Raw genomic sequence first — 26,437 nt, forward strand, 5'->3', positions numbered from 1 at the left:
CGACCCGCTGCGTTTCGACCTCTCCCCCACCGCCGTGCTCGGCACGGCGCGCAGCCTCATCCCCACCCTGGTCGACGCGCTGCCCACGGTCGGCGGGCCCGCGCGCGGCGACGCGGGTGTCGCGGGCAGGTTGTGGCCCAAGCTGACCGAACGGGTCCCCGGCGAGGCGGGGTTGCGCACGCTGGACATGGCGCTCTCGCTGCTGATCGACCACGATCTGGCCGCCTCGACGCTGGCCGTACGGGTCGCGGCATCGGCGCGCGCCCATCCGTACGCGGTGGTCTCGGCCGGCCTCGGCGCCCTGGACGGTCCGCTGCACGGGGCCGCGAGCGGGCTCGCCCACCGGATGCTCACCGAAGTGCTGGAGCGGGGCAGCGCGGCGGCCGTCGTCGCCGACCATCTGCGGGCGGGCCGACGGGTGCCGGGGCTCGGCCACCGGCTCTACCCGGGCCCCGATCCGCGCGCCGTGGCGCTCTTCGCCGTCCTGCGCGAACTCCCGGGCGCCGAGCCCGTACTGACGGCGGCGCTCGAGGTGGAGGCGACCACGGCCCGGCATGTGCGGCTGCACGCCAACGTCGATCTGGCACTGGCCGCGCTGTCCGTGATCACGGGCATGGCGGCCGACGCGGGCGAGACGGTGTTCGCCGTGGCCCGCACGGCGGGCTGGATCGCGCACGCGCTGGAGGAGTACGGCGAGCGACCGCTGCGGATGCGCCCGGTCGGGCAGTACAGCGGCCCCCGCCCGCCCGGGCAACTGCCCTGAGCGGACCGGGGCCTTGGTCGTACCCGCTGAACTCGCAGCCTGCGGCGGCTACTTCGCCTGCGGCCAGCTCCCGCAGTCGTCCCAGACGGTGTCGAGCCCGGAGTTGCCTCCGCCGTCGTTGAGCGTGAAGGTGCCGCTGCCCGTGGGGAACGGGCAGTTGTAGACGCCGGCGGCGCCGAGGCCAGACGCCTTGACGTTGCTGATCTTCGCCGAGCCTGGAGTCTCCGCCTGGACGGCGACCGTGCCCGCCCCGTCGATCGTCGCACCGTCGATCGTCACGTTCTGGACGGCCTTGCCCGTACCGCCGCCGGAGACGAACTCGAAGGCGCTGTACGGGCTGTCGGTGAAGGTCGTGTCGTTGATGTTGACGTTGGCGTCAATGGCGCTGTCGTACGCGTCGACCCGCAACGCGCCCATCGGATGGCCCCAGTTGGGGTTGATCGCGCCGGTGCGCACCAGGGTGTTGCCGGTGACCGTGATGGTGCCGGCCAGCGGGAAGAACGGGTCGGCGAACTTCTGGTTGGAGATCGCAATTCCGCTGCCCAGCGCGTTGGTGTCCTGGACGAGGTTGCCCTGCACGGTGATGTCCGTGCCGCCGTAGATCGCGATCCCGTTGGCCAGGTTCGGCTGCGAGATCGTGTTGTTGCTGAACGAGCTGCCCTCGTCGGCCGAGTTGAGCGACCACATGGCGAGCGAGTCGTCGCCCTGGTTGCGCAGGAAGTTGTCACGCACCTGCACGTTGTGGGCGCCTCCGTTGAGGTTGAGGCCGTCGGCCGTGGTGTCGAGGATGCGGTTGTTCTCCACGACGAGGTTGTCGTTGTTCCCCGTCAGCCACAGACCGACCTTGAGGTGCTGGATCCACATCCCGGAGACGGACGAGTCGGGGCCGAGCGAGCCGTTGACGAAGTTGTCGGGGCTGCTGTCGTTGCGCTCGGTGACCTCGCCGACGACGGCGAAGTCGTGGAGCCCCACCTTGCCCGCGCTGTTGCCCTGGTTGATGAAGCTGGAGCTGTGCACGACGGAGTACCAGCCGCCCGCGCCCCGGAGTTCGACGTTCTCCACGCCGCTGAGCGCGGAGGTCAGCTTGTAGTCGCCCGGCGGGATCCAGACGGTGCCGCCCTTGGCCGCGCTGATGGCGTCCCGGAACGCCTGCGTGGAATCACCGGCGCCACTCGGGTCGGCGCCCTTGTCGACCACGGACACCGCGCCCGCCGGGGCGGTGGCGGCCGCCGCGACCTGCTCGAAGTCCGCCACGTCGACGGTGGTCGGGACGCTCGCCTCGAACTTCACCTTGGCACCGGCCGGCAGGTCGGCGCCGAGCAGCGCGCGGGTGTTGTCGAACAGGTGGTGGGTCTTGGCGCCGACGATCCACGGGGTGTCGACGTAGGAGTACTTGGAGGTGACGGGCAGCGTCGTGGCGGTCTTCTGCCCGTTCACGTACACCGCGAGCGTGCCCGACTGGCCGTCGGGGACGCTGTACGAGAGGTTCACCGCGTTGGCGGCCTTCGGCAGCGTGAACTCCACGCTCTGCCCGGCGTTGAGCTGCACCGCCTGCCGGCCCGACGCCTCGGAGGCGAGGGTGCCCTGAGTGTGGTCCGGGCCGATCTTGGCGCCGTCCGTGGTGGCGCTCTCCGCCTCGACGGAGCTGAAGGGGAGACTCGCGCCCGCCGTCGCCGCGGCTGTCGCCGTGGGGGCGACGAGAGCGAGCCCGGTCGCCGCCACCGCCACAGCGGTGGAGACGGCAAGTGTCATGTGCCTGACATGTGCATTCATGTGGGGATCCTGCACCTTCCGGTGGGGGGAGGGATGTCGGGAGGCTGTGTCCTCCCACTCGCCGGTCCGTGGTGCCCGCCCGCCCGTGGGGGGCGGGACGGGCGCCACGGCCCGCGAGAAACTGTGCGGCGGCGGGTCAGACCCGCAGCCAGGCCGCGGTGTCCTGCGGCAGCCGTCCGTCGGCCAGCGGACCGCTGGTGATCAGGACGGCGCGGTGCGGCGGGAGTTCGGCGGGTTCGGCGGCGAAGTTCACGACACAGACCAGCCCTTCGGTCCGGGTGAACGCCATGACGCCGGGCGCGCTGTCCAGCCAGCTCAACGGCCCGTCGCCGAAACCGGGTTCGCTACGGCGCAGCCGCAGGGACTCCCGGTAGAGCGTGAGCATCGACGCCGGGTCGCCGGCCTGCAGATCGGCCGAGTAGTCAGGCCAGGACGGCGGCTGCGGCAGCCACGGCTCGGCGTCCGAGCCGAACCCCGCGTACGGCGCGTCGGCCGTCCACGGCAGCGGCACCCGGCAGCCGTCGCGGCCCGGGTCGACACCGCCGGAGCGCAGGTGCATCGGGTCCTGGATCCGGTCGATGGGGATCTCCACCTCGGGCAGGCCCAGTTCCTCGCCCTGGTAGAGGTAGACGGCGCCGGGGAGCGCCAGCGAGAGCAGCGCCGCCGCCCTGGCACGGCGGGTGCCGAGCGCCAGGTCGGTCGGGGTGCCGAAGGTCTTGGCCGCGAAGTCGAACCCGGTCTCCGCCCGGCCGTACCGGGTGACCGTACGGGTCACGTCGTGGTTGGCGAGCACCCAGGTCGCGGGGGCGCCGACCGGCGCGTGCTCGGCGAGTGTCTCGTCGATGGCCGTTCTGAGCAGGTCCGCGTCCCACGGACAGGTCAGGAAGTTGAAGTTGAACGCGGTGTGCAGCTCGTCCTGGCGCAGATAGCGTACGAAGCGCTCGGTGTCCGGCAGCCACACCTCGCCGACGAAGATGGCGTCGTACTCGTCGGCGATCGCCCGCCACGCGCGGTAGATGTCGTGCAGCTCGTCCAGGTCGATGTACGGGTGCGGGTCCTGGCCCGCCACGAAGTCCGGCAGCAGCGGGTCCTTGGTCAGCAGCGCCGCGGAGTCGATGCGTACCCCCGCCACCCCCCGGTCGAACCAGAAGCGCAGCACGTCCTCGTGTTCCTGGCGCACCGCGGGGTGGTCCCAGTTGAGGTCGGGCTGCTCGGGTGCGAAGAGGTGCAGGTACCACTCGCCGTCGGGGAGACGGGTCCAGGGGGTGCCGCCGAACTCGCCTACCCAGTCGTTCGGGGGGAGTTCGCCGTCGGCGCCGCGTCCTGTCCTGAAGTGGAACAGCGCGCGCTCGGGGCTGCCGGGCGCGGCGGCGAGCGCCGCCTTGAACCAGGCGTGCTGGTCGGAGACGTGGTTCGGCACGACGTCGATGATCGTGCGGATACCGAGCTGACGCGCCTCGTCGATCAGCTTCTCCGCCTCGGCGAGGGTGCCGAACGCCGGGTCGATCGTGCGGTAGTCCGCGACGTCGTAGCCGCCGTCGGCGAGCGGGGAGAGGTACCACGGGGTGAACCAGAGGGCGTCCACGCCCAGTTCCACGAGATACGGCAGCCTGGCCCGTACGCCGGCGAGATCGCCGGTTCCGTCTCCGTCACCGTCGGCGAAGCTGCGAACGTAGACCTGGTAGATGGCGGCATCACGCCACCAGTTCGTATCGGCGGGCGCCAGGGGGCTGCCTTCCATGGGACGTTCCTTTCGGGGCTTGTGCGGTGGCCCTCACGGCGGTGACGTCCGTGACGAGGCGAGGGTGGTTCGTGGGCTGCGCACCGCCGCCCCACAGCGGGGACAGAGATCGGTGGCGGCGGTGCGCAGGATGTTCGGCCGGGCCGGCGGACCGGCTCAGCCCGTGCTGGTGTGGCGCTCGTACACCAAAACCTCCATCAACGGCGAACCGAGGCAGGGGAGAGCTGACTCACGGTGCGGGGCCTTCGGTACGGAAGGTGACTGAGGGGGGTGGCTGGGGGTGCGGGCCGGGATCAGCCCTTGGTACTGCCGGCACTGATGCCGGCGATGATGTGCCGCTGGAACACGAGGAACATCAGGACCATCGGCACGCTGGCGATGACCATGGCGCCGATCAGCACCGGCGTGGAGATGTTCTGGGAGAGCTGCACCAGGGCGACGCTGATGGGCTGTTTGTCGGTGTCGGAGAAGACCATCAACGGCCACAGGAAGTCCTGCCAGACGGCGACCAGGGCGAAGATCGAGACCACCCCGAGCACGGGTCTGGACATCGGCAGCAGGATCGACCAGAGCGTACGGAGCTGTCCCGCGCCGTCGATCTCGGCGGCCTCCAGGACGTCACGCGGGATCTGGTCGAAGAACCGCTTGAGCAGGTAGAGGTTGAAGGCGTTGGCGACGGCCGGCAGCCAGATGCCCAGCGGGTCGTTGAGCAGGCTGGTGTGGATCAGCGGCAGATCGGCGATCGTCAGGTACTTGGGGACGACCAGCGCCTGCGCCGGGACCATCAGGGTGGCCAGGATGCCGCCCAGGATGACCTTGCCGAAGGCCGGCTTCAGCTTGGACAGCGAGTAGGCCGCCGCCGTGCAGAAGACGATCTGCAGGATCCAGGCGCCCGCCGCCTGCACCACCGTGTTCCACAGGTGCGTGGGCAGGTCCATCAGGTCCCACGCGTCGGTGTATCCCTTGAAGTTGAGGGACTTGGGCAGCAGGGTCGGCGGTGTCTGCTGCAGTTCGCCCGCTGACTTCATGGCCCCCGAGACCATCCAGTACACGGGGAACAGGAAGGCCGCGGCGAAGACCAGGACGACGGCCGTGAAGATGATCCAGTAGATCGTCTTCCCGCGCGGGCTGGCGAGCGTGAGCGGGGAGACGAGGGTGCGGATGGCCGTACCGTCCGGCTTCTTGCCGGTGGCCTCGACGGGCGCGGGTGGTGCCTGCCGGGGAGGCGGCGCGATCTGGGTCATGGCGCTGCGCTCCTCTCAGTCGTCGGTGCGGGTGAACCGCAGGTAGAGGGCGGAGAAGATGCTGAGCAGCACGAGCAGCATCACGCTCAGGGCGCAGGCCCCGCCGAAGTTGTTGTAGAGGAAGGCGTACTTGTAGATCAGGTAGAGGATGGTGACCGTCGAACTCTCGGGCCCGCCTCCGGTGATCACGAAGGGTTCGGTGAACACCTGCATCGTGGCGATGATCTGCAGGAGCATCAGCATCAGGATGATGAAGCGGGTCTGCGGGATCGTCACGTGCCGTACGCGCTGGAAGATGCTGGCGCCGTCGAGTTCGGCCGCCTCGTACAGCTCCCCCGGGATCCCCTGGAGCGCCGCGAGGTAGATCAGGACCGTACCGCCCATGTTCGCCCAGGTGGCGACGATGACCAGGGAGATCAGCGCGGTGTCGGTGCCGTTCGACCAGTTCGACGTCGGCAGGTGGAGCGAGCTGAGCACCTCGTTGGCGAGGCCGGCTCCCGGATCGTAGAACCACTTCCAGAGCAGGGCGCTGACCACCGGCGGAATCATCACCGGCAGGTAGACGACCACCCGGAAGAAGGCCCTGGCGTGGCGCAGTTCGTTGAGCACCAGAGCCATCAGGAACGGTACGGCGAACCCGATGAGCAGGGCGATCAGGGTGAAGGTGAGGGTGTTGCGCCAGGCCGTACCGAACTCCGGGTCCTTGAAGACCGCGGTGAAGTTGTCGGTTCCCACCCACTCCGGAGCCGATCCGGGGGTGTACTTCTGGAACGCGATGATCACTGCGCGGATCGCCGGGTACCAGGAGAACAGCAGGAAGCAGAGCAGGCCGCCGATCAGGAAGCCGTAGGCGCGCACCTGATGGGAGAGCTTGCGGCGCAGGGGGCTGGTGGAGCCCCGACGGCCCGCCGGGCGATTCCCCTGCTGAGGGGGGATCGCGACGGCGGACCGCTGAGGAGCCTGGGCTGTTTTCATCGGTGCGTCAGCTCCGAGCCAGAATTCCGTCGATCTTGGTTCCCGCGTCCTTCAGCAGACTGTCGATGTTGGCGTCCTTCTTGGTGAGGACGGCCGAGACAGCGGCATCGAGGACCGAGTAGATCTGCTGGGCGTTGGCCGGCTCCAGCTTCGGCGTCAGCGCCTGGCTGCCGTCGAGGAAGGCCTGGTAGTTCTCGACCGGGACGTTGGCGTACTGCTTCTTCAGCGCCAGGTCCTTGGCGTCCGTGGCACCGGTCCACAGCCGCGGCTCGGGCAGTCCGACCGGGGCCTTGTTGGCGGCGGCGCGCTTCCAGTTGTTCAGCCCCGAGCCGGGGGTGTTCGTCTGGAACTCCAGCCACTTCAGACCGGCCTTGATCTGCTCCGGCGTGTCCTTCTTGTTGAACATGTAGCCGTCACCGCCGGCCAGGGTGCCCTTGCCGCCGGGCATCGGGGCGAGGGCGAGGTCGTCGTAGTTGCCGCCCTTCTCCTTGACCAGGATCGGGATGTTGTCCGGCGCCGAGATGTACATGCCGAGCTTGCCCGAGCCCATCATCTGCTGGACGTCGTTGAGGATGAGCAGCTGCTTCGAGCCCATCGAGTTGTCGCCCCAGCGCATGTCCTTGAGGTTCTGCAGGACGGCCTTGCCCTCGGGGCTGTCGACGTTGGACTTCTTGCCGTCGGGACTGACCACGTCACCGCCCTGCGAGTACACCTCGGCGGTGAAGTGCCAGCCGCCCTGGTTCTGCGCGCTGTAGTCGGCGTATCCCACGGTGCCGTTGCCGAGAGCGGCGATCTTCTTGGCGGCTGCGCGGACCTCTTCCCAGGTGGCCGGGGGCTTGTTGGGGTCGAGTCCCGCCTGCGTGAAGAGCTTCTTGTTGTAGAGGAGGCCCATCGAGTAGTTGGTGCGCGGAACGCCGTAGACCTTGCCGTCGACGGTGTAGACGTCACGCAGCGACTGCTGGATGTCGCTGTAGCCCTTCATGTTCTTCACGTACGACGTGATGTCGGCTGCCTGGTTGATGTCGACGACGTGCTTGGCGTCGGTGAAGTACGTGTAGAACACGTTCTCCATCTGGCCGCCCGCGAGCTTCGCGTCGAAGGTCTTCGGGTCCTGGCAGGGGAAGGCGTCCGCGCCGACGATGTCGATCGTCGGGTTGGCCTTCTCGAAGGTCTTGATGTCGTCTTCGAAGCTCTTACGGTCGATCTTCGCGCTCTTGGGCGGCTCGCAGTTCACGCTGATCTTGGTCTTGCCACCCGCGGAGTTCTCGCTGTCCGAGCCGCATGCGGCCAGTCCAGTGAGGGCCAGCGCGGTGGCTATGGCGGCGGTACACGTACGGCGGAACCCGGGACTTCTCATCGGTGGGACCCCTCTTGGGCAGGAGCGTGGGAAACCCACAGCTGCTCGCTGTGTGGCGGCGCTCACTCAACCACTAACTACGGATGTCCGCAATATGTCGCTCCGATTTCGCAAATACTTGACAGTCACCTGCATGACCTGACCTGCCGCCGAGCCACACCCCCGCCGCCGAGCCTTACCGGCCAGACGGCACGTGCGGCGGCCACGGGGCGCGATGTCCGGCGTACTTTCCGTACGACAACTTCACCCCCGGGGTCGCACCTCCGGAGTGACGCACGATGATCGTGTCACCGAAACCGTCTGGCTTTTGCGCGCGGTTCGTGAAAAATTGCTGGGACGCTCTCGGTCAGACGTCGCCGGCGGCGGAGAAGCCGCGGGGAGGGGGGCGCGTCGGCGGAGCGCGACGCGATGCCGGCCGGTCGTCATGGACGACGGCACGATCCGTCGGGCGTCATGTCAGCCGCGAGCGAGATCGCGTGGGCGCTGCCGCGGGGCGCTCCGGTCACCGTCGGCGGTCCAGCTCCTCAGAACGCCGTTCCCGTGGGTGCGGGGCAGCGGGCTCGTCCTGCCCGTCTGCTACCGCTCGGACTCGGCGTCCTCGCCCCGCTGGTCGCCTCCCGGCGGCTCTGCGGCATCCTGCGACACCGGGGCGGTCAGCGGACGCTCATTGAACCGAACGCTCCGCTCAGAAGCCGTCTCCGTAATATTTCACGCGTGTTTCGAAAAAGTTCGACAGTTAGCCGCGCGCCGCTGCCTCGGCCCGGGCCGCCTGTCGCGGGGCCTGCGCCGTCGAGCTCCGTACGACCAGTTCCGGCTCGAACAGCAGCTCGCCGGGGGGCACCGCGCCGCCCTGGATCTGCGCGGTCAGCATCTCGACGGCGGCCCGGCCCATCGCCTCGATCGGCTGGCGCACCGTGGTCAGCGGGGGCTCCATGCAGTTCATGAACGCGGAGTCGTCGAAGCCCACGACCGACACGTCGCGCGGCACGTCGAGACCGCGCCTGCGGGCCGCCCGTACGGCCCCGAGGGCCACCGGGTCGCTGGCGCAGATGATGCCTGTCACGCCCCGGTCCAGCAGCCGCGAGGCGGCCGCCTGGCCGCCTTCGAGGGAGAACATGGACCGCTCGATGTACTCGTCGGGCAGCTTGGCCTTGGTCGCCTTGGCCGTCGCGATGGCGGCCGCCAGCTTGCGCCGGGACGGCACGTGGTCGGCCGGGCCGAGCACCAGGCCGATGCGCTCGTGGCCGAGCGAGGCGAGATGGCGCCAGGCCTGCTCGACGGCGACCGCGTCGTCGCAGGAGATGCAGGGGAAGTCGAGGTTCTCGATGGGGGCGTTGATCAGCACCACCGGGATCTTCCGCTCGGCGAGCTGGCGGTAGTGGTCGTGCGGGGCGTCGGCCTGGGCGAACAGACCGCCGGCGAAGACGACCCCGGAGACCTGCTGCTGGAGCAGCAGCTCGACGTAGTCGGCCTCGGAGACGCCGCCCTTGGTCTGCGTACAGAGCACAGGCGTGAGCCCCTGCTGGGCGAGCGCGCCGCCGATCACCTCGGCGAACGCGGGGAAGATGGGGTTCTGGAGCTCCGGCAGGACCAGCCCGACGAGCCGGGCACGCTCACCGCGCAGCTGCGTGGGCCGCTCGTAGCCGAGCACGTCGAGCGCGGTCAGCACGGACTGCCGTGTCGCCTGCGAGACCCCTGGTTTGCCGTTGAGCACCCGGCTGACCGTGGCCTCGCTGACTCCAACCTTTTTAGCCACCTGAGCAAGTCGTCGCGTCATACCTGCAAGACTATCGCAAAGAATGCAAGTTACTTGCTCTTCTGCGTAAAGGCCCCAACATGCGTTCAACGGGCACGGTGCCGGCCGGGGCGAACCCGGCCGGCACCCTCCCTCGCGGACCCTTACGGGTTGATGTTGATCTTCATCGTGGAGGTGGTGTTCTTGATGTCCTGGGCGTTGCCGCTCAGCTTGAGGCCGTTGAACGTCACCTCACCGACGGCCGGACCCTGTCCCGCCTCCGGCATCTCGTTGGCCCAGAGTCCGAAGCCGGACTTCGCGTCGAAGGCGTCCCCGCTCTTCTTGGCGCCGGAGATCGAGATGTCCGTCAGGATCGTGTCCTTGATCGGGAACTGTGGCTGTCCTCCCACGTAGTTGGTCTGGAACATGATGCCGCTGTAGGTCGGATCGACGATGTCGACGTTGTTGATCCGGATCCCCTGGAAGATCTTCGAGGCCGAGAACAACCAGATGGCCGGGAAGGTCTGGGTGCCCCAGAAGTGGCCGCCGGTTCTCACCAGCGACATGTTCTCCAGGGTGGTGGGCTGGGTGCCGAAGCCGTTCATCGCGTAACCGAAGTCCAGCGAGCTGACCGTGACACCCGAGTAGACGAGCGTGTCCGCGACGTTGATGTTGCGGAAGGTGTTGTTGTAGCCGCCGTAGACGGCGATACCGGCCGCACGCCAGGTCGTGAGAGCCGTCAGGTTCTCGTAGACGTTGTTGTACATGTCGGCGCCGCCGGCGTCGATCGCCGAGAACAGCGCGAAGCTGTCGTCACCTGTGGACCGCGCCTCGTTGTTGACGACGTGGTTGTCGGTCGAGCCGTTGGTCATGTTGATGCCGTCGGCGAACGTGTCACGGATCCGGGAGTTGCTGATCGTGATGCGGTCGGCGTTGGCGCCCCAGTAGAGGCAGACCGTGTGCTCGTTCCAGATGTTGTCGATCGTGATGTCGGTGATGTTCGAGAAATCGAACACCTTGCCAGGACCGTCGATACGCGAGGTGTAGTTGCCGAAGTACGCGAAGTTCTTGAAGGACGAGCCCTTCGCCGCCGCCTCGGCCCGGAAGCCGACGTCGGTGTTCTCCTGCGTGTCCGGCGCGTGGAACCTGGTGTACCAGGGGCCCGCCCCGACGACCTGGACCGGCTTGCCGTAGACCTGGAACTTGCTGGAGGTCTGGTAGTCACCGGCCGGCAGGTAGACACCCACCAGCTTCCCTGTGGTGTCCATCCGGACCTTGTCCAGCGCGTTCTGCACGTCCTGCTGGGCGAATCCGGTCGGGGTCACATAGGTGGCCGGGTCCGGGTTGGCGATCTGCGCGACCTGCTCCGTGTTGATGAAGTCGATCGCGTACTTGGACGTGTTGGCCGTGTCCTTCTGCAGCCTGATCTTGCTGCCCGCCGGGACGGTCGTCCCGAGCATGACGTTCGCCTCGTCGTAGATGTGCCGCGGTCCGCCGGAGCCCGGGGAGTTGCCGGGGCCCGTCTCCGCGCCGTACAGCCACGCGTACTTCGACGTCAGGTCGATCGCCTTGAGGAAGGTGCCGTTGACGTAGATGTTCAGGCTGGCGTCGGTGCCGCCGCCACCCGCGGAGTCCGGGATGGAGAACCGCGTCACCAGCGTGTTGGTGCTGGCCCTAGTGGTGAACTCGACGTAGTTGCCGGTGTTGTTGAGGGTGACTGCCTTACGTCCGGACGCCTCACCCGCGAGGTCTCCGACAGTCCTGTTCGGGCCGACGACCTGTGCGCCGCCGCCGGCGACGCCGTCCTCGGCCTCGTACATGTCGTACGGCATGTCCGCGCCGCGGCCCACGAAGAACGACTGGGTCGAGGTGTTGTTGGTGCGCTTGACCGGCAGCTCGTTGGCGTCGTCGGCTATGACGACCTTGACGGTGTACGAGCCGTTGGCCGCCGTCCAGGTGCCAAGACCGACCGTCCCCGAGGTGGCGCCCGCGGCGATGGCCCCGTTGTAGGCGCCGGTCAGGGTCTTGACGGTGGCGCCCGACTCGTTGAGCAGGGTCAGGGTGATGGCGTGGCTGCCTGACGCGGAGGCCACGGTGCCCTGGTTCTTGATGGCGGCCGAGAAGGTGACGGTGTCACCGGCGGCCGGGGACGACGGGGTCGTGGCGACGCTCGCCGAGACCAGGTCCGAGCTGGAGACCGGCTTGACCACCAGCGAAGTGGAGCTGGTGAAGGTGTTGTTGGTCTCGTTCGACTCGATGACCGCGTTCGCCGGGTCGGCGACGGCGCTCAGTTCGTACGTACCGGCGTCACGTGCGCCGATGTTGGCCGTGACGGTGGCCGAGGCACCGGCCGCGAGAGCCGCCACGTTGGCCGTGCCGACCTTGGTGCCGCCGAGCCGCAGTTCGACCGTGCTGGCAGGGGCCGCGACGGCTCCGGCGTTGCGTACGGTCGCCGACAGGGTGACCGGGTCGGACTCGACCGGCGCGACCGGCGACGCGGAGAGCGCGGTGACCTGGAGGTCCGGGTTCGGGGCAGGGGTGCCCAGCACCTGGAACTCGGCCACCTGGCCCGCGCCGGAACCGGTGTTGGAGTTGATCTTCAACTGCACGTCGGCGACCCGGCCGCTGACCGGGATCGTCACCGAGTTTCCGGTGGCCGGGTTGAAGGTGTAGTTCTGCGCGGCCGACAGGCTGGTGAAGGTGGTGGAGTCCTGCTCACGGCCGAGCACCTGGATGTTCTGGGTGCGGGTGGACCAGGAGTTGTCGGGGTTGAGCTTGACGACCACGCTCTGTGTGTCGGCGTTCGAACCGAGCTTCACCGTGAGGGTGTTGGGGTAGCTGCCGCCCGCGCCCTCCCAGTAGGTGTCGAGCTTGTTGTCGACGGCGTTCTCGGCGACGAAGGTGAAGACCGACGAGGACGCGGTGACCGGCTTGCCGACGGCGAGGTTGGAGGCCGTTCCCGTACTGCCGTTCCTGGTCACGGTGTTGCTGTTGCCCGACACGTTGCCCGCGGCGTCCTTGGCCCGTACGTAGTACGAGACGGTGGTGCCGGCCGACTGGGTGTCCGTGTACGTCGTGACGTTGCCGGCGACCGTGCCGCGCAGCGCGTTGTTGGCGTAGACCTCGTAGCCGGTCACGCCCGTGTTGTCCGAGGACGCGCCCCAGTTGAGCTTGATCTGGCCGGAGGCGGGCTCGGTGAAGCTGAGGTTCGACGGCGTGGTGGGCGCCTGCGTGTCACCGGTGTCACCGGTGCGGGTGACGGTGTTGCTGTTGCCCGACACGTTGCCGGCCGCGTCCTTGGCCCGCACGTAGTACTGGATCGTCGAGCTGGTGGGCTGGGTGTCGGTGAAGGTCGTGACATTGCCCGCGACGCTGCTGCGCAGCTCGTTGTTGGCGTAGATGTCGTAACCGGTCACGGCGGTGTTGTCCGTGGAGGCGTTCCAGGTCAGTTTGATCTGACCTGTGACGGGCTGGGTGAAGGCGAGGCCGGTCGGCGCCGAGGGCGCGACGGTGTCGCCGGTCGCCGGTCCGTACACCTCGAACTCGGAGAGCTGGGCCGCCGGCCAGGCCGAGTTGGCCGTGAAGGTGGCGCGCACGTAGCGCGTGGTGGTCGAGTTGAAGGTGATGGTGACCGTGTTGCCGGAGGCCGGGTCGAACGTGTACGCCTTCGAGGCGGCCACGTCGCTGAAGGTGGACCCGTTGGTCGAACCCTGGACCTTCAGGGTCTCGCTGCGGGACTCCCAGCCGTCGGGCAGCTTCAGCACGACGCTGTTGACGGCGACGGACGAGCCCAGGTCGGCCTGGATCCACTGCGGGAAGGCGTTGTTCTGGCTCTCCCAGTAGCTGGCCTTGTTGCCGTCGTTGGCCTTCGCCGCCGGATACACGTCGGTGAAGCTGCTCGCGGTGAGCGTCTTGCCGAGGGCGAGGTTGTCCGAGGCCGCGGCGGCGGCCGCGGTGTGCACTTCCAGCTCGGACAACTGGGCCTTGGCACCAGCTGTGTTGTCGGTGATGTCCGCCCGCACGTAACGCGCCTTGGTGGCGGGGAAGGACACGGTCACCTGGTTGCCCGCGCCGGGGCTGAAGGTGTATTTCGCGGACGACTTCAGCGTCTCGAAGCTGCTGCCGTCGGCGCTGCCCTGGATCGACAGGGTCTGCTTGCGGGTCGCCCAGTCGGCGGGGACCTTGAGCACCACCTGGTCGACGCGCTTGCTGGACCCGAGGTCGGTCTGCACCCACTGGGAGGCGCCCTTGCCGGTGCCTTCCCAGAACGTGGACTGGTTCCCGTCAGTCACGTTCTTCGCTGCGGCCTTGCTCGCCGCCGCGCTTGCCGCTGCGGCCCGACCCGCTGCGGCGTTGGGCCCGTCGGCCGCCATGGCTGCGGCGGCCGGCCAGCCGATCATCAAAAGACTGGTGGTGGTGACGGCGGAGACTACCCGCCATCTCCAGCGTAGCGATCTCAATGGATCCCCGATCTTCGGCCTCGGCGCGGGGGGCGGCGAGGGCGCGGCTCTGGCTGCTGGCATGCCGGGGGTGGCATGCGTTTCTGCACTAATGAACGGAGTCTTTTGCGTATTGCGGTCAGAGAGTTGCAGAGAAATGCGAGTCCGTCTACTGCTCGGACAGAACGAAATCGTCCGGAGCACGTCAGGCGCTTGTCCGCATACCCCCACACCAGCCGGTTTCTGGCCGATCGTCAGGGAACGTAAGCGGCCCGCAAATGATGCAAACTATTTGCGGGACGATGAAAGTTTCCGAAAGCCGTCGCCTCGCGACCCGGTCCGGGCGCACAGAAGCCGGCCGAGTCGCCGCAGGGCAGGGCGGCGACTCGGCCGGCTTCTGGGTGTCCGGCAGGGGTTCGGCAGATACGCAGGCGGCTTACACGGCCCCGGCACCTGTCAGCGAACGGACCTCGGTCTCGGCGTGCTTGGCCTGGTCCGGCGGCTCGGTCGAGGTGACCGTACCGATCCAGCCGACCAGGAAGCCGAGCGGGATGGAGATCAGCCCCGGGTTCTGGAGCGGGAAGACATGGAAGTCCACACCGGGGATCAGCGACTCGGGCGTGCCCGACATGACGGGCGAGAGCACCACGAGCAGCAGGGCCGGAATCAGCCCCCCGTACACGGACCAGACCGCGCCCCGGGTGGTGAAGTTCCGCCAGAACAGCGAGTACAGCAGCACCGGCAGGTTGGCGGAGGCGGCCACGGCGAAGGCGAGGCCGACCAGGAAGGCCACGTTCAGATCCTGGGCCAGCAGGCTGAGCGCGATGGCGACGGCGCCGATCCCGGCGGCGGCGACCCGGGCCACGGCGACCTCGCTGCGCGCCTTCGCGCCACGGCGGCGCAGCGACGCGTACAGGTCGTGGGCGACCGAGGCGGACGAGGCGAGCGTGATACCCGCGACGACGGCGAGGATCGTGGCGAAGGCGACCGCGGCGACGACGGCGAACAGCACCGTGCCGCCCGTCGATCCCGCGCCGCCGCCCAGGTCGAGCGCGAGCAGCGGAACGGCCGTGTTCCCGGCCGGATTCGACGCCCGTACCTGGGCCGAGCCGACGATCGCTGCGGCGCCGAAGCCGAGCACGATCGTCATCAGGTAGAAGCTGCCGATGAGTCCGATGGACCAGACGACGGACCGGCGGGCGGCGCGCGCGGTCGGCACGGTGTAGAAGCGGGACAGGATGTGCGGCAGCCCCGCCGTGCCGAGCACGAGCGCGAGCCCCAGGCTGATGAAGTCCGTCCGCGCCGTCCAGTCGCCGCCGTACTTGAGGCCGGGCGAGAGGAACTCCCTGCCGTGACCGCTGTGCGCGACAGCGGTGTTGAGCAGGGAGTTCACATTGCCGTGGAACCGGACGAGGACCAGCACGGTCAGCCCGATCGCACCCGCCATCAGCAGCACGGCCTTGACGATCTGGATCCAGGTGGTGGCGCGCATGCCGCCCAGCGTCACGTAGATGACCATCAGCGCACCCACCCCGATCACGGTCCAGGTGCGCGCCGCCGCGCCCGTACCGCCGAGCAGCAGGGCGACCAGCGATCCGGCGCCGACCATCTGCGCGACCAGGTAGAGCACGGAGACGGTGACCGACGACGCGCCGGCGGCGATCCGCACCGGGCGCTCGCTCATCCGCGAGGCGACGACGTCGGCCAGGGTGAAGCGGCCGACGTTACGGACCAGTTCGGCGACGAGGAAGAGCACCACGAGCCAGGCGACCAGGAAGCCGACCGAGTACAGCATGCCGTCGTAGCCGAAGAGGGCGATCAGCCCGGAGATGCCGAGGAAGGAGGCCGCCGACATGTAGTCACCCGCGATGGCGAACCCGTTCTCCATCGGCGAGAACAGCCGGCCGCCCGCGTAGAACTCCTCGGCCGAGCCGTGTCTGTTGCGGCTCACCCAGGTGGTGATGCCCAACGTGACGGCGATGAAGGCGCTGAACAGCACCAGGGCCAGGTACTGGTGTTCACCGTTCACCGTTCGGTCCCCCGCGTCATCTCCTGTGTCTCCCAGCGCAGATCGAGCGCCGCACGGTCCCGGCGCAGCCGCGCGTGCCTGGCGTACGCCCAGGTCAGCAGGAAGGTCGAGAGGAACTGGCCGAGTCCGGCCACCATCGCCACGTTCACCGCTCCCGCCACCGGCCGCGCCATCAGCTCCGGCGCGACGGTGGCCGCCACGACGTACGCGAGGTACCAGACGAAGAAGGCCAGCGAAGCGGGGACGACGAACCGCCGGTAGCGCCCGCGCACTTCCTGGAAGGCGGCGCTGCGCTGCACTTCGAGATAGATGTCGGCGGCGCTGTGGCCGCGCGTGGGCGGCCCGCCCTGCGCGGGCACGGTGGGGGCCGCGGGCTGTTCTGCCCTGTCCAGCTCACCCCAGCCGTCTGCCAGCGCGTCGTACCACGGGTCGTCGAGCCGCACTGCGGCCTCGCGCCCTTCCTGCTTCTCCACCGGTGAACTCTCCTTGTCAGCAGACCGTTTCGGCCGCCTCCCAAGGATGGACAGAGTAGGAAGATCCCGGACTCTTTACCGCCCTACTTCACCCCATCAGGTGATGGTTTTCCCTGGTGGTTCGATGAGTCCCTGTTGATAGGCATATCGGACCGCCTGCGCGCGGTCGCGTACCCCGGTCTTCGCGAAGAGGTTGTTGATGTGCGTCTTCACCGTGGCGCCCCCGATGTGCAGCCGCCCGGCGATCTCCTTGTTGGACAGCCCGTCGGCGACCAGCGCCAGCACCTCGGCCTCGCGCACGGTCAGTCCGTCGGGCAGTTCCCTCGGCGCCGTCACGGTGGGCGGCGGCGGGGAGGTGACCCGGTCCAGGAGTCTGCGCTGGACGGCGGGCGCGAGCCCGGCCTGTCCCGCCATGACGTCGTCCACGGCCCTGACGATCTCGTCGCCGTCCGCGTCCTTGGTGAGATAGCCGCGCGCGCCGGCCTGCAGCGCGGCGAACAGCGAGTCGTCGTCGGCGTAGGTCGTCAGCACCACGACCTGGGTGCCCGGGTGGTCGGCGCGGATCCTGCGGGTGGCCTCGACACCGTCGCAGCGCGGCATGCGCAGGTCCATCAGGACGACGTCGGGGGCGAGTTCGGCGACGAGCGCGAGGGCTTCCTCACCGTCCCTCGCGGCGCCGACGACCTCGATGCCGGGCAGCAGTCCGAGCAGCATCACGATGCCCTCGCGGACCACGGCCTGGTCGTCGGCCACGATCACCCGGGCTGTCGCTCGCTCGGTCATGCCGGTACTCGCAGCCTCACGGTGTACCCCTTCCGGTCGCCCTCGGGACCGGCTTCGAGCGTGCCGCCGATCAGTTCGGCGCGCTCCCGCATCCCCAGCAGACCGTACCCGGAGCCAGAGCCGTCGAGCCCGGCCGGGCCGCCGCCCTTGGCACCCGAGTCCCGCACGGCCAGGGTCACTTCGCCCTCGCCGTAGCTGAGCCGGATCCGCACCTCGGCGCCGGCCGCGTGCTTGCGTACGTTGGTCAGGGCCTCCTGGACGACCCGGCGCACGGTCTGCGACGCCTCGGCCGTCAACGGCCTCGGCACGCCGGCGACCTCGACGGAAGCGCCGTCCATGGCGGCCAGCTCACGGAGGTAGTCGCCCAGGGGCGCCATCTCGCCACGCAGCGCGGAGAGCGCCTGCCGGGTCTCGGCGAGCCCTTCGCGCGCCATCGAGCGCGCGCCGACGACCCGCTCCAGGATCTGGTCGCGGAACGGGCCCGGCGGCTCCTGCTCGATCCGCAGCCGGGCCGCCTCCAGGTGTACGAGCTGCGCGGAGAGGCTGTGGGCGAGCACGTCGTGGATGTCACGGGCGATCCTGGCCCGCTCGGCGAGGGCGGCCGACTCGGCCTCGGCCGCGTGGGCGGCCCGCTCCTGGACCAGCAGTCTGCGGGCGTTGCCGCGCGCCTCGGCGTCCAGCCGCATGACGTACCCGCCCAGCAGCAGTCCCGCCGTGCTGATGGCGGTGGACAGCCAGGCACCGTCGTTGAGCACCGCGAACCCGGCGAGCGCGAGCGCAGCCGCCGGCAGCGCCCCGGCCAGCGGCAGCCGGGCCATGGAGGTGACGGCGCAGCCGCACCACAGCACGATCGCGGCCACCCGGAAGCCGCTCTGCGAGGCGCCGATCGCGGCGCCCATCAGGATGATCAGCAGCCCGACCGAGGGCCAGAGCCGGTGGCGCAGGGTGGTGCGCTGGAACAGCCAGGCGCTGTATCCGACGGTGAGGAGCCCGCCCACCGCGGCGAGCGCCCCCCAGCTCGACACCTGGCGCTCGGTGAAGGACGACCAGAGCACGGCGGCGACGGCCGCGACCCGGACGAACCGGGTCATCCAGTGCCGTGGATACGTCGGCGTCTCCCGGGAGAGTGCTTCCCGGGAGGGCCAATTCGTCCAGACCTCGAGCCTCACACACGGTCCTTCCACGCGGCGGCGCCTGTGCGGCCACCGTACGACGGGCCGTCGTACGCCGAGGATCCGGAGCCGGCGGCCCGCAGCGTCAGCAGTCCGCCGCGGACGAGCACCGAGGCGGCGAGCCCGAGCATCAGCGCTCCGCTGCCCTGGTGGACGCCGACCAGGGCGCCGATGCCCGTCAGTCCGAGCCGTACGGCGATGCCGAGGACCCAGACGGCCGCGGTGGCCTTGGTGCCCCTGGACCAGACAGAGCCGTCGTCCTCGGTCCAGATCCGGCTGGTCCAGGCCCAGCCCGCGCCCATCAGCAGACCGACGAGCAGTTCGACGGCGAGCAGCGCGACCGACATCCCGCGGTCGTCGGCGTCCAGCACGCCACCCGGTTGGCGCAACGCGAAGACGACGAGTACGACGGGGACGACCAGCCAGCGGTGCCCGCCGTCCCGCATCCGCTGCGGCTTGAACTGGCGGGCGAGGACGAGAACCACAGCGGCGGCGATCACGAGCGCCGTAACGAGCGATGACATGCGGGGCCTCCGGGGACGAAGTCATTTCCACTACGTCGAATCTACGGAGAAACCCCAGGTCAGGGATGGCCCCAGAGGTGGATCGGGGGTGGATCTCCGCTCTCCACCCGGGGGTGGAGAGCGGAGTACGCCGAACTGGTTACGCGTCGATGCGCGAGCGGTCCAGGGTCGCGGCCGAGCTGGTGATGAACTCCTTGCGCGGCGCGACCTCGTTGCCCATGAGCAGGTCGAAGATCCGCTCGGCGGAGTCGAGGTCCCCGATGTTGATGCGCCGCAGCGTGCGGTGGCGCGGGTCCATCGTGGTCTCCGCCAGCTGGTCGGCGTCCATCTCACCGAGGCCCTTGTAGCGCTGGATGGAGTCCTTGATCCGGGTCCCCTTGCGCTGGTACTCCAGCAGCTTCTGCCGCAGCTCGCCGTCCGAGTACGTGTACACGTACTTGTCCTGGCCCTTCTTGGGCTGGACCAGCTCGATCCGGTGCAGCGGCGGCACGGCGGCGAAGACCCGGCCGGACTCCACCATCGGACGCATGTACCGCTGGAAGAGCGTCAGCAGCAGGATCCGGATGTGCGCGCCGTCCACGTCGGCGTCGACGAGGAGCACGATCTTGCCGTAGCGCGCCGCGTCGATGTCGAAGGTCCGGCCGGACCCCGCTCCTATGACCTGGATGATCGCGCCGCACTCGGCGTTCTTCAGCATGTCGGAGACGGACGCCTTCTGGACGTTCAGGATCTTGCCGCGGATCGGCAGCAGCGCCTGGAACTCGCTGTTGCGCGCCAGCTTGGCCGTACCGAGCGCGGAGTCGCCCTCCACGATGAACAGCTCGCTGCGGTCGACGTCGTCACTGCGGCAGTCGGCGAGCTTGGCCGGCAGCGAGGAGGACTCCAGCGCCGTCTTCCTGCGCTGCGCCTCCTTGTGCTGGCGTGCGGCGATACGGGTACGGGCGGCGGCGACGGCCTTCTCCAGGATGGCCCGCGCCTGCGCCTTGGCGTCCCGCTTCGTCGAGGTCAGGAACTCCTTCAGCTCCTTGGCCACGACGTTCGCCACGATCCTGTTGGCGGCGGACGTACCCAGGATCTCCTTGGTCTGGCCCTCGAACTGCGGCTCCGCGAGCCGCACCGTGACCACGGCGGTCAGGCCTTCCAGGGCGTCGTCCTTGACGATGTCGTCCTCGGCGACGCGCAACAGCTTGGCCGAGCGCAGCACCTCGTTGACCGTCCTGGTCAGGGAGCGCTCGAAACCGCTCACATGGGTGCCGCCCTTGGGGGTGGCGATGATGTTCACGAACGAGCGGACCGTCGTGTCGTACCCGGTCCCCCAGCGCAGCGCGACGTCGACGCCCAGCTCGCGGGTGACCTCGGTCGGGGTCATGTGCCCGCGCTCGTCGAGCACCGGCACGTTCTCCTTGAAGATGCCCTGTCCGGTCAGCCGCAGCACGTCGCTGACGGCCTTGTCCGGCGCCAGGTACTCGCAGAACTCGCTGATGCCGCCGTCGAAGCGGAACGTCTCCTCGACCGTGCCGTTGCCCTCGCTCTCGCCTGCCGCGCGCTCGTCCCTGACGACGATGGTCAGGCCGGGGACGAGGAAGGCGGTCTGGCGGGCGCGCTGGTGCAAATGCTCCAGGGAGAGCTTGGCGTCCTTGAGGAAGATCTGCCGGTCGGCCCAGTAGCGGATCCTGGTGCCGGTCCTGCCCTTCGGCACCCGCTTGCCCTTGAGCAGCCCGCTGGACGGGTCGAAGGGCGCGTCAGGACCCGGCTCGGTGAACATGCCGGGGACGCCCCTGCGGAAGCTGATGGAGTGCGTGACGCTGCGGTCCACCTCCACGTCCAGCCGGGCGGAGAGCGCGTTCACGACGGAGGCGCCCACGCCGTGCAGACCGCCGGAGGCGGCGTACGAGCCGCCGCCGAACTTTCCGCCGGCGTGCAGCTTGGTCATCACGACCTCGATGCCGGAGAGGCCGGTCTTCGGCTCGATGTCGACCGGGATGCCCCGGCCGTTGTCCTTGACCTCGACCGAGCCGTCCTCGTGCAGGGTCACGTCGATGTGGTCGCAGTAGCCGCCCAGGGCCTCGTCGACCGAGTTGTCGATGATCTCCCAGAGGCAGTGCATGAGGCCGCGGCTGTCGGTGGACCCGATGTACATGCCGGGGCGCTTGCGGACCGCTTCGAGTCCCTCAAGGACGAGCAAATGCCGCGCGGTGTAGTTGGAGCCGTCACGCTCTGCTGTCAGCAGCGCTCTGGACGGCACGGACGTCTCGGCGGTCACGCGGTTCGCTCCTCGCTGAATTTGAGATGTGGCCTCGTGGGGTAAAGGCCCGGCGTCTTCCATCGGTCAGAGGGTACAGAGGCCTGGTAGAGCGGTTCTCACGCCACCCTCGCTCAAACCCATGCTAGTCCAGCCTCGTATAGGTGTTCGATCCCTCGTGGGAGTGAAGCACACATCACGTTCCCTTCCAGGCATGAACCATTTAGGCTCCGGGCACGTCCTCATCAACAACCGGCAAGCCAGCCGGTGAGGGCTACTCCCCGAAACGACCGAGACAACCACGCGAAAACCCGTAAAGCTAAGCAATACGGCTCATTCGCCGCCAACCGTCAGCAGTTCGGCCACTTCGGAAAAGAAGTTTCGAGGAAAAGCCGTGAGCGGGAACGTTTTCGGCCTGGTTGGATGTTGACCCTGGTACGACAGCTCGTCGAGCTAGAGAAGAGGCGACGTGACTACTGTTCTGACCCCCGCGAGCCCGCTGACGGCGGCTGACCGCTGCGACCGATGCGGCGCCCAGGCTTATCTGCGCGTCCTCCTGTCCAGCGGTGGTGAACTGCTCTTCTGTGCCCACCACGGGCGCAAGTTCGAGCCGGAACTCAAGAAGATCGCCGCGGAAATACAGGATGAGACCGACCGACTGACGGCCGTACAGGCCGGCGGCGGTGAAGAGGAACACTGACACCTCGCATCCACGACGAGCCAAGGGCCGGTCCCGGACCGGCCGACGGGTGGCCATCCCTGCACCGGCAGAGATGACCGCCCGTTCTCATGTCCGGATGCGCCAGGTGCCGGGCCCCGCGGCCCGGGGTTCAGCGCCTGGCGTGCGCCCGCAGGGCCCCGGCGACCGGCGCCAGGTCCGAGGTGATCCGGGCGTAGACGCCCGGGGCGTCCGCCCGGCCGCAGCCGCTGCCCCAGGAGACGAGCCCGATCAGCCGCCCCTGCGCGACCAGCGGTCCGCCGCTGTCGCCCTGGCACGCGTCGCGTCCCCCGGCCGGGTCGCCGGCGCAGAGCATCGAGGAAGCCACGTAGCGGCCCCCTGAGCCGCCCGGATAGGCCCGCTCGCATGCGGAGTCCGCCAGGACCGTCACAGGGGCGGAGCGGAGCGCGTACGCGTAGTCACCCCGCCCGGTGGTGTCGCCCCAGCCGTAGACCACGGCGGCGGTGCCCGGCGCCGACGCCTTGTCGCCCGGGTCCGCGGGGCGGATCGCGTAGGACGCGGGCAGCGCCTTCGACAGCGTCAGGACGGCCATGTCGTTCTGGTTGCTGTCCGCGTCGTACGTGGGGTCGACCACGTAGCTCCGTACGGCGACCTCTTGGCCGCCGGTGCCGCGCAGCCGGTCGCGGCCCGCGATGATCCGCAGGTCGCCCACGTTGTCGGGGCCGGCCCCGAGCGCGTCGGCGCTCATGCAGTGTGCGGCCGTCAGTACCTTCGTCGGCGCCACCACCACGCCTCCGCAGAACTGACCGGCCCGGGTACCGCCGAAACGGTCACGGCTGGACAGGGCGACGACCCAGGGGCTGTCGGCGACCTTCGCGGGCGTGCCGCCCACGACCACGCCGTCCGCGGCGGCGGTCCCGCCCTGGGCGAGCGGCAGCACGGCCCCCGCCGCCAGCACGGTCAGCCCTCCTGTCAGCAGACGGGCAATAGTGCGACGCATATGAACTCCTGACTCTCCGTCGAGTGGTGATCCACTCAGGGTCATCAAACCGGGAGAGTCCCGCACCCGCGAAATGCGGGGGCACGCACGAGAGCCCGGATCCTCGAAGGGATCCGGGCTCTCGTGACGTACGGCGCCGCCGCCTCTAGTCGAGGTAGTCGCGCAGCACCTGCGAACGCGACGGGTGGCGCAGCTTCGACATCGTCTTCGACTCGATCTGCCGGATGCGCTCACGCGTCACGCCGTAGACCTTGCCGATCTCGTCCAGTGTCTTGGGCTGGCCGTCGGTGAGACCGAAGCGCATCGACACCACACCCGCCTCGCGCTCGGACAGGGTGTCCAGCACCGAGTGCAGCTGCTCCTGGAGCAGGGTGAAGCTGACCGCGTCGGCCGGTACGACGGCTTCGGAGTCCTCGATGAGGTCGCCGAACTCGCTGTCGCCGTCCTCGCCCAGCGGGGTGTGCAGGGAGATCGGCTCACGGCCGTACTTCTGGACCTCGATGACCTTCTCGGGGGTCATGTCGAGTTCCTTGGCCAGCTCCTCGGGAGTGGGCTCGCGGCCCAGGTCCTGAAGCATCTGGCGCTGCACGCGCGCGAGCTTGTTGATGACCTCGACCATGTGCACCGGGATACGGATGGTGCGGGCCTGGTCGGCCATGGCGCGGGTGATCGCCTGCCGGATCCACCAGGTGGCGTACGTGGAGAACTTGTAGCCCTTGGTGTAGTCGAACTTCTCGACGGCGCGGATCAGACCCAGGTTGCCCTCCTGGATCAGGTCCAGGAAGAGCATGCCGCGGCCGGTGTAGCGCTTGGCCAGCGAGACCACGAGCCGGAGGTTGGCCTCCAGCAGGTGGTTCTTGGCGCGGCGCCCGTCCTCGGCGATGATCTCCAGCTCGCGCTTGAGCTTGGGGGCGAGCTTGTCGGAGTTGGCGAGCTTGTCCTCGGCGAAGAGACCGGCCTCGATGCGCTTGGCCAGCTCGACCTCCTGCTCCGCGTTGAGGAGCGGGACCTTGCCGATCTGCTTCAGGTAGTCCTTGACGGGGTCGGCGGTGGCGCCGGCGACGGCGACCTGCTGGGCAGGCGCGTCGTCCTCGTCGTCGTCGGAGAGTACGAAGCCCTTGTTCTCGCCTTCGCCCTCCTCCTCGTCGCCCTTGCCCGCCTGGACTTCCTCGGCCGGCTCGTCGCCGTCGGCCTCGTCGGCGTCCTTCTTGGTGGTGGTCTTCTTGGCCGTCGTCTTCTTGACGGCGGTCTTCTTGGCAGTCGCCTTCTTCGCCACGGTCTTCTTCGCCGCCGCCTTCTTCGCGGGAGCGGCGGCCTCGTCGGCCGGGGCTTCCACGATGTCGGCGGCGGGAGCGGCGGCTGCGGCGACTGTCGTCGTCGCTGTCGCCTTCGCCGCGACTGTCTTGGTGGCGGTGCGCTTGACCGGGCTCTTCGCTGCGACGCTCTTGCGGGTGCGCTTCGGCGACTCCGCGGCACTGACCATCAGCGTCACACCCTCTTCCTCGAGGATCTGGTTGAGGCTGCGCAGAACATTCTTCCACTGGGTTGGCGGAATCTGGTCAGCCTCGAAGGCCCGACGCACGTCATCGCCGGCGATCTGCCCATCAGCCTTTCCCCGCTCGATGAGCGCCATCACAGACTCGGACTCGGCGATCTCCGGCGGGAGCGTACGGGATGTGCTGGCCGACACGAACAACCTCTCGGAACGATGGAAACGGCTTCCGGCCCCGCCCTGGATCGGGCCGGAGCCGACGACCGCCGGCTGGGGATGTCACCGACGGCGCGGGCTTGGACCTCGGAGGTGAATACTCGGCGCCGCGGACGGCGGTCGCATTCCCTCTTCGGCTGTCACCTCTTAGGTCATCGCCCTGCCCCGAGGAGTGTTACGCCCAATCCACGTGGCCCGAGTCACACCTCATTGGCGACAAAACGGCCAGAAGGGGTTTTAAGCCCCCACGATCGTGTCGCCGGACGCGCGGCAGCGCCCGGCGACACTCGTCGCGTACATCCCCGTACGCCCTGGCCCGGGGCTGCGCTCAGTGCTCGCGAGGAGCCGGAACGACTCGCTCCACTTCAGGATGGACGGTCAGCAGCTGGCGCATCGCCGATTCGGCCGCGTTGGCGTCACCCGAGCCCAGCGCGTCGATGATCCGCGCGTGGTGCGCGAGCGAGGCGTCGGTGGGGCGGTCGCAGCCGCTGACCGGACCGCCGGAGACCTGGAGCGCGGCGCAGACGATGCCGGAAAGGTGCTCCAGCATGCGGTTGCCGGCGAGCTGGATCAGCAGGGAGTGATATTCGGCGTCGGCGCGGGCGAAGGTGACCGTGTCCGCCTGGGCGAGGGCATGGCCCATGATCTCCACCATGTCGACCAGCCGCTGCTGCACGTCCTCCCGGCCGTGACCGGCGGCGAGCCGCGCGGCGAGGGGCTCGATCGTCCAGCGCAGCTCGCTCAGCTCACGGCGCTGGTCGTCGCGCTGCGGTCCGAAGGCGCGCCATTCGATGATGTCGGGGTCCAGCAGATTCCAGTCGCTGACCGGGCGGACGCGGGTACCGACATTGGGGCGGGCGCTCACCAGGCCCTTGGCCTCGAGGACGCGCAGGGATTCCCGCACGACCGTGCGGGAGACCTCGAAGCGCTGGCCGATCTCCTCGGGCACCAGCGGCCGGTCGGCACCCAGGTCACCGGAAACGATCATCTGTCCGAGCTGCTGGACGAGTTGGCCGTGCAGACCGCGGCCGCGGCTGCCCGCGGAGCGGCGGCCCATCCGGCCCAGATCGTTCTCAGGCCCGTCCCAGACGGGCGGGGCGGCACGGTCGGCGGCGGGCGCCTCGGCAAAGGGGTAGCGGTCGAGTTCGCCCGGGCCGGGCAGGCCGGACTCGACGGAACGGGCGGCGGTCATCATGGTGTGCGCAAGGGTACTCACGCATCCTTTGTCGGCGCCGTTTCCACCGCCCTTGAGGTCTTTGGTGAAAAGCACACGAAAGGGTGATCGGCGCCCGCGCCTCGATTGACGCGTTCCGCATCCTTGGCGTAAAGAACCGCGCTTTCTCAGGGGAGTTGTGGCCAGTAGGGCATTTTTCTGTCACCAGGCGATCACCAACGGGCCCTGCGGCGAAGCCCGGTGAACAAGTACGCGCAGAGCAGGGCACAGAGCGAGAGGGCGAGCGCGGCGGCCACCGGCTGGGCGATCAGCCGTGCGGTGGCCATCAGCCAGTGGTCGGCCTGGTGGGGCCACTGCAGCCAGGCGAGTTCACGCAGTCTGCTCGGGAGTCCGACGATCGAACGTGCTGACGGCCCCGCGAGCGCCTTGTTCAGCAGCGGAACGACCAGTACCGGTACGGCGATCACGGCGGTGACGCCGGCGGCGGTGACCCGGAAGACGCCGGCGCCGAGCAGTCCCGCCCAGGCACAGCCGACCGCGAGCCCGGCCCAACCCGCGCTCAGGGCGAGCCAGTTGTCGGGTACGGGCGTGGCGGCGGCGCCGTAGACGAGGCGCAGCGCGCCGCC

The 26,437-nt window shown here is 69.0% G+C and carries 18 protein-coding genes and 1 pseudogene; 2 read left to right on the forward strand and 17 right to left on the reverse strand.

The window, feature by feature from the left end:
- On the forward strand, positions 1-763 hold a 763-nt coding region (locus tag HY68_RS00810), incomplete at its 5' end, for a citrate/2-methylcitrate synthase (protein WP_041983396.1).
- A gap of 48 nt (positions 764-811) precedes the next feature.
- Here HY68_RS00810 and HY68_RS00815 read toward each other — a convergent pair.
- The 13 genes from HY68_RS00815 to HY68_RS00875 all read right to left on the reverse strand — a co-directional run bounded on the left by HY68_RS00815 (position 812) and on the right by HY68_RS00875 (position 21,271).
- Positions 812-2,536 carry a glycosyl hydrolase family 28-related protein gene (locus HY68_RS00815; RefSeq protein ID WP_078863368.1) on the reverse strand — a complete coding sequence of 575 codons (1,725 nt, stop codon included), beginning with the start codon at positions 2,534-2,536 and terminating at the stop codon, positions 812-814.
- A gap of 136 nt (positions 2,537-2,672) precedes the next feature.
- Complete coding sequence (locus tag HY68_RS00820; RefSeq protein WP_041983398.1) at positions 2,673-4,277, reverse strand: glycoside hydrolase family 13 protein; 1,605 nt, start codon at positions 4,275-4,277, stop codon at positions 2,673-2,675.
- 293 nt (positions 4,278-4,570) lie between these two features.
- A complete protein-coding gene (locus HY68_RS00825; protein ID WP_078863369.1) occupies positions 4,571-5,521 on the reverse strand; it encodes a carbohydrate ABC transporter permease in 951 nt (316 codons plus the stop codon).
- A gap of 15 nt (positions 5,522-5,536) precedes the next feature.
- Positions 5,537-6,496, reverse strand: a complete 960-nt coding sequence (locus tag HY68_RS00830) for a sugar ABC transporter permease (protein WP_041983400.1) — start codon at positions 6,494-6,496, stop codon at positions 5,537-5,539.
- Positions 6,497-6,503: 7 nt separating this feature from the next.
- The gene (locus tag HY68_RS00835) at positions 6,504-7,853 is read right to left on the reverse strand and encodes a sugar ABC transporter substrate-binding protein (RefSeq protein ID WP_041983401.1); all 1,350 of its coding nucleotides are present in this window, start codon (positions 7,851-7,853) and stop codon (positions 6,504-6,506) included.
- Between the two features lie 736 nt (positions 7,854-8,589).
- Positions 8,590-9,630: a LacI family DNA-binding transcriptional regulator gene (locus tag HY68_RS00840; RefSeq protein ID WP_041983404.1), complete on the reverse strand. Its 1,041-nt coding sequence runs from the start codon at positions 9,628-9,630 to the stop codon at positions 8,590-8,592.
- Between the two features lie 122 nt (positions 9,631-9,752).
- Positions 9,753-13,988 (reverse strand): discoidin domain-containing protein, encoded by a 4,236-nt coding sequence (locus HY68_RS00845; protein ID WP_041983406.1) that lies wholly within the window; start codon positions 13,986-13,988, stop codon positions 9,753-9,755.
- Between the two features lie 475 nt (positions 13,989-14,463).
- Entirely contained in the window at positions 14,464-16,056 is a 1,593-nt protein-coding gene (locus tag HY68_RS00850) for a cation acetate symporter (RefSeq protein ID WP_041983407.1), read from the reverse strand.
- Entirely contained in the window at positions 16,053-16,529 is a 477-nt protein-coding gene (locus HY68_RS00855) for a DUF485 domain-containing protein (protein WP_041983408.1), read from the reverse strand. Before HY68_RS00855 ends, HY68_RS00850 begins: the two co-directional genes overlap by 4 nt.
- Before the next feature lie 96 nt (positions 16,530-16,625).
- A complete protein-coding gene (locus HY68_RS00860) occupies positions 16,626-17,312 on the reverse strand; it encodes a response regulator transcription factor (RefSeq protein WP_041983410.1) in 687 nt (228 codons plus the stop codon).
- Positions 17,309-18,481, reverse strand: coding sequence for a histidine kinase (locus HY68_RS00865; protein ID WP_041983412.1), 1,173 nt, complete (start codon positions 18,479-18,481; stop codon positions 17,309-17,311). The genes HY68_RS00860 and HY68_RS00865 overlap by 4 nt, the downstream gene beginning before the upstream one ends.
- The gene (locus tag HY68_RS00870; RefSeq protein ID WP_041983414.1) at positions 18,478-19,008 is read right to left on the reverse strand and encodes a DUF1453 family protein; all 531 of its coding nucleotides are present in this window, start codon (positions 19,006-19,008) and stop codon (positions 18,478-18,480) included. Before HY68_RS00870 ends, HY68_RS00865 begins: the two co-directional genes overlap by 4 nt.
- Before the next feature lie 139 nt (positions 19,009-19,147).
- Entirely contained in the window at positions 19,148-21,271 is a 2,124-nt protein-coding gene (locus HY68_RS00875) for a DNA topoisomerase IV subunit B (protein ID WP_041983415.1), read from the reverse strand.
- 448 nt (positions 21,272-21,719) lie between these two features.
- Here HY68_RS00875 and HY68_RS00880 point away from each other — a divergent pair, with 448 nt between their 5' ends.
- Entirely contained in the window at positions 21,720-21,950 is a 231-nt protein-coding gene (locus tag HY68_RS00880) for a hypothetical protein (protein ID WP_041983417.1), read from the forward strand.
- A gap of 130 nt (positions 21,951-22,080) precedes the next feature.
- On the opposite strand, the gene HY68_RS00885 is transcribed toward HY68_RS00880, so the two are convergent.
- The 4 genes and pseudogenes from HY68_RS00885 to HY68_RS41760 all read right to left on the reverse strand — a co-directional run.
- On the reverse strand, positions 22,081-22,929 hold the full coding sequence (locus HY68_RS00885) for a serine protease (protein WP_041983419.1): 849 nt from the start codon (positions 22,927-22,929) through the stop codon (positions 22,081-22,083).
- A gap of 145 nt (positions 22,930-23,074) precedes the next feature.
- Complete coding sequence (locus HY68_RS00890; RefSeq protein ID WP_041994930.1) at positions 23,075-24,619, reverse strand: RNA polymerase sigma factor; 1,545 nt, start codon at positions 24,617-24,619, stop codon at positions 23,075-23,077.
- 346 nt (positions 24,620-24,965) lie between these two features.
- Positions 24,966-25,853, reverse strand: a complete 888-nt coding sequence (locus HY68_RS00895; protein WP_157874251.1) for a FadR/GntR family transcriptional regulator — start codon at positions 25,851-25,853, stop codon at positions 24,966-24,968.
- A gap of 170 nt (positions 25,854-26,023) precedes the next feature.
- Positions 26,024-26,437, reverse strand: a pseudogene (locus HY68_RS41760) (ABC transporter ATP-binding protein); the annotation flags it as partial.

Origin of the sequence: Streptomyces sp. AcH 505 (genome assembly GCF_000818175.1) — a bacterium.
Taxonomy (GTDB): domain Bacteria; phylum Actinomycetota; class Actinomycetes; order Streptomycetales; family Streptomycetaceae; genus Streptomyces.

What these genes read in the sequence shown, in the direction of transcription:
- HY68_RS00885 (WP_041983419.1), bottom strand. Translation starts at nt 22,929, where the DNA reads ATGCGTCGCACTATTGCCCGTCTGCTGACAGGAGGGCTGACCGTGCTG.
- HY68_RS00835 (WP_041983401.1), bottom strand. Translation starts at nt 7,853, where the DNA reads ATGAGAAGTCCCGGGTTCCGCCGTACGTGTACCGCCGCCATAGCCACC.
- HY68_RS00820 (WP_041983398.1), bottom strand. Translation starts at nt 4,277, where the DNA reads ATGGAAGGCAGCCCCCTGGCGCCCGCCGATACGAACTGGTGGCGTGAT.
- HY68_RS00845 (WP_041983406.1), bottom strand. Translation starts at nt 13,988, where the DNA reads ATGATCGGCTGGCCGGCCGCCGCAGCCATGGCGGCCGACGGGCCCAAC.
- HY68_RS00830 (WP_041983400.1), bottom strand. Translation starts at nt 6,496, where the DNA reads ATGAAAACAGCCCAGGCTCCTCAGCGGTCCGCCGTCGCGATCCCCCCT.
- HY68_RS00860 (WP_041983410.1), bottom strand. Translation starts at nt 17,312, where the DNA reads ATGACCGAGCGAGCGACAGCCCGGGTGATCGTGGCCGACGACCAGGCC.
- HY68_RS00840 (WP_041983404.1), bottom strand. Translation starts at nt 9,630, where the DNA reads ATGACGCGACGACTTGCTCAGGTGGCTAAAAAGGTTGGAGTCAGCGAG.
- HY68_RS00815 (WP_078863368.1), bottom strand. Translation starts at nt 2,536, where the DNA reads ATGAATGCACATGTCAGGCACATGACACTTGCCGTCTCCACCGCTGTG.
- HY68_RS00825 (WP_078863369.1), bottom strand. Translation starts at nt 5,521, where the DNA reads ATGACCCAGATCGCGCCGCCTCCCCGGCAGGCACCACCCGCGCCCGTC.
- HY68_RS00870 (WP_041983414.1), bottom strand. Translation starts at nt 19,008, where the DNA reads ATGTCATCGCTCGTTACGGCGCTCGTGATCGCCGCCGCTGTGGTTCTC.